At 63.5% G+C, this 3,508-nt stretch carries 4 protein-coding genes; 3 read left to right on the forward strand and 1 reads right to left on the reverse strand.

Annotated elements, in window-relative coordinates; genetic code table 11:
• Positions 1-149 precede the first annotated feature (149 nt).
• The 3 genes from B8115_RS03425 to B8115_RS03435 all read left to right on the forward strand — a co-directional run bounded on the left by B8115_RS03425 (position 150) and on the right by B8115_RS03435 (position 2,783).
• Positions 150-923 (forward strand): SDR family oxidoreductase, encoded by a 774-nt coding sequence (locus B8115_RS03425; RefSeq protein WP_010626353.1) that lies wholly within the window; start codon positions 150-152, stop codon positions 921-923.
• Positions 924-1,065: 142 nt separating this feature from the next.
• The gene (locus B8115_RS03430; protein ID WP_010626354.1) at positions 1,066-1,998 is read left to right on the forward strand and encodes a 3-keto-5-aminohexanoate cleavage protein; all 933 of its coding nucleotides are present in this window, start codon (positions 1,066-1,068) and stop codon (positions 1,996-1,998) included.
• Positions 1,999-2,021: 23 nt separating this feature from the next.
• Complete coding sequence (locus tag B8115_RS03435) at positions 2,022-2,783, forward strand: SDR family NAD(P)-dependent oxidoreductase (RefSeq protein ID WP_010626355.1); 762 nt, start codon at positions 2,022-2,024, stop codon at positions 2,781-2,783.
• A gap of 52 nt (positions 2,784-2,835) precedes the next feature.
• Here B8115_RS03435 and B8115_RS03440 read toward each other — a convergent pair.
• On the reverse strand, positions 2,836-3,508 hold a 673-nt coding region (locus B8115_RS03440; RefSeq protein ID WP_010626356.1), incomplete at its 5' end, for a metal ABC transporter substrate-binding protein.

Here is a 3,508-nt window from a genome sequence, read left to right on the forward strand (position 1 = left end):
CCTGTACCGGGCGGTGGTGCCCTTCTGTGCACTGATCGTGCTGGCCTGTGTGCTGATGGCCTTTTTCCCGGTGCTCATCACCGGCCTGCCTTCGCTGCTGATGGGCAGCTGAGCCGGCTCGCTCTCGAGATTCAATGGAGTAACTGACGATGAAAGTGATAGATAGCTTGATGCCGCGCCCGGGACTCAGAGTGCTGATCACCGCCGGCGCCAACGGCATTGGCCTGACCATGGCCCAGGCCTTCCTCGAAGTGGGCGCTCGCGTGCACGTCTGCGATATCGATACCCAGGCGCTGGCGGCATTGCCCGAGGGTATCAGCCACACCGTGGCCGACGTCAGCCGGGAAGCGGATGTGGACAGGCTGTTTCAGGATGCTGCGACCCTGGGCGGGCTCGACGTGGTGATCAACAACGCCGGTATCGCCGGGCCTACCGCCGGTATCGAGGAGATCGACGACGAGGCCTGGACCCGTACCATCGACATCAATCTCAACGGCCAGTACCGGGTTGCGCATCGGGCCGTTCCGCTGCTGCGCGAGAGCCAGGGGGTGTTGATCAACATGTCTTCGGTGGCCGGCCGTCTGGGCCTCGCCTATCGCACGCCCTACGCGGCCAGCAAATGGGCCATCGTCGGCCTGACCAAGAGTCTGGCCTCGGAGCTCGGCACTGCGGGGGTGCGGGTCAACGCCATTCTGCCGGGTATCGTGCGCGGGCCGCGCATCGAGAGAGTCATCGCGGATCGGGCCGCCAAGTGCGGGCTCAGTTACGCCGAGATGGAGAAGGAGTACCTCTCCGGAGTTTCCATGAAGCGCATGGTCGAGCCCACGGATATCGCCGCCATGGCGCTGTTCCTGTCCGCCCCCGCCGGCGCCAACATCTCGGGCCAAGCGCTGAGCGTCTGCGCCAACGTCGAATCACTGTAAGCGGCACCTCAGGCATCGCCTGACGCTGGCACCGGAGTTTCCGGTGCCAGACGGCGAAGCCGTGCCTTATCGCCACTGTTCTGATGGCCCATCGGTCCTGCACCGATCGCTTCTGGACCTCACCTAGCTGGAGAAATTTTCCATGGCATCGCAACGCAAGGTCATCATCACCTGCGCCCTGACCGGCGCTATCCACACCCCGTCCATGTCCCCCCATCTGCCGGTCACCCCCGAGGAGATCGCCGAGGCGGGCATCGCTGCCGCAGAGGCCGGCGCTGCCATTCTTCATCTTCATGCGCGCGACCCGCACAGCGGCAAGCCCACCCAGGACCCGGCGGTCTTCGAGCGGATTCTGCCGCGCATCAAGAGCGCCACCGACGCCGTCGTCAATCTCACCACTGGCGGCAGCCCGCACATGAGCGTGGAGGAGCGCATGCGGCCGGCCATCGAATTCAAGCCCGAGCTCGCCTCGCTGAACATGGGCTCGATCAACTTCGGCCTGTTTCCCATGCTCAAGCGCTATGACAGCTTTCAGCACGAGTGGGAGGTAGAGCACCTCGAGAAAAGTCGCGACCTGGTGTTCAAGAACACCTTTGCCGACATCGAGAAGACCATGACGCTGGGTGCCGAGAGCGGCACTCGCTTCGAGTGCGAATGCTACGACATCGGCCACCTCTACAACCTGCGCAATCTCATGGACCGCGGCTTCATCGACGGGCGGGTGTTCGTGCAGAGCGTGTTCGGCATCCTCGGCGGCATCGGCCCGCATGCGGAAGACGTGCTGCATATGCGGCGTACCGCCAATCGCCTGTTCGGAAGCGACTACGCGTGGTCCGTGCTGGGCGCCGGCAGCCATCAGATGCGCATTGCCGCCCAGTCCGCCGCCATGGGTGGCCATGTGCGGGTCGGCCTCGAAGACTCGCTGTGGCTCGCGCCGGGCAAGCTGGCCGAGAGCAATGCCAGCCAGGTGACCAAGGTGCGCAAGATCCTCGAAGGGCTCTCCTTGGAGATTGCGACACCCGACGAGGCTCGCGAAATGCTGCAGCTGAAAGGCGCCGACAAGGTCGGCTTCTAAGATAACGATGAGTCACGAATGACATGAAAATCAACGACAAAACCATTGCGATCACGGGTGGCGCTCGTGGGCTCGGCTATGCCATGGCGCAGCGCCTCGGCAGCCAGGGTGCAAGCGTCGCGCTGTTGGACAAAAGTGCAGAAATCCTGGATGAGGCGGTCTCCGCGCTGACGGTGCAAGGCATCACGGCCCATGCCTTTCCGCTGGACGTTGCCGATGAGGCATCGGTAATCGAGACGTTTGCAGATATTGCCCAGCGGCTGGGGCCGGTGGCGGGTTGTATCAACAATGCCGGCATCACCGACGACGCGCTGCTGCTCAAGGCGGAAGCTGGCGCCGTCACCAAGCGCATGTCGTTCGAGTCGTGGAAGCGAGTGATCGACGTGAATCTGACCGGTGTTTTCCTGTGCGGCCGCGAAGCGGCGACGCAAATGGTCGAGGCAGGGCAAGGAGGCGTGATCGTCAACATCTCGAGCATCTCCCGCGCGGGCAACATGGGCCAGAGCAACTACGCCGCCGCCAAGGCGGGCGTGCATGCGCTCACGGTGACCTGGGGCAAGGAGCTGGCCCGGTACGGCATTCGTACGGGCACGGTGGCGCCGGGGTTCATCGAGACCCCCATGACGGCCGCCATGCGCCCCGACATGTACGAACGAATTGCCGGCTCCGTGCCGCTGAAACGCCTGGGCGAGGCCGACAACATCGCCCAGAGCGTGGCATTCGTTTTCGACAACGACTACTTCACCGGACGCATCATCGAATGTGATGGCGGGCTGAGATTCTAACAAAGAAAAGGGGCGCCGCCGGCGCCCCCTGTGGACAGCACTGGGATGAACCTCAGTGGCTATGGCTATGGCTATGGTCGTGGCCGTTATCGCCGTGATCATGGTCATCGCCGTGATCGTGGCCGTGCTCATGGTCGTGGTCGTGGTCATGGCCGTCATGATCCGCCAGGGCGTCATGTAGCACACGGGCGTTGTGGCGCATCATGCCAAGGTAGGTGCTGGCCTCGCCCTCGGCTGCCAGGGCGTCGGCATAGAGCGTGCCAGCGACCTCGAGACCGGTTTCCTCGGCGAGCTGGTTGATCACCGCGGGGCTGGTCATGTTCTCGTGGAACAGGGCGCGCACGTTCTGCTCGCGAATCACGTCGATCAGCCGTGCCATGTCGGCGGCGCTGGGCTCGGCCTCGGTGGAAAGTCCCACCGGTGAGAGGAAGCGCAGGCCGTAGGCATTGGCAAAATAGCCGAAGGAGTCGTGGCCGGTGATCACGCTGGTGGAAGCGGGAATCTCGCCGATCAGCTCGCGGATTTCGGCGTCGGTTGCCGCCAGCTCGTTGATGTAGTTCTCGGCATTCTCGCGATAGGCTGCTTCATTGTCCGGGTCTGCCTCGATCAGACCGTCGCGGATGTTGCCGACGTACACCTTGCCCATGGCCAGGTCCTGCCAGGCGTGTGGATCGTAATCGCCGTGCTCATGGTCGTGACCGTTGTCATGGTCATGGTCATGGCTA

The organism is Halomonas sp. KM-1 (assembly GCF_000246875.1).
Classification (GTDB): domain Bacteria; phylum Pseudomonadota; class Gammaproteobacteria; order Pseudomonadales; family Halomonadaceae; genus Halomonas; species Halomonas aerodenitrificans.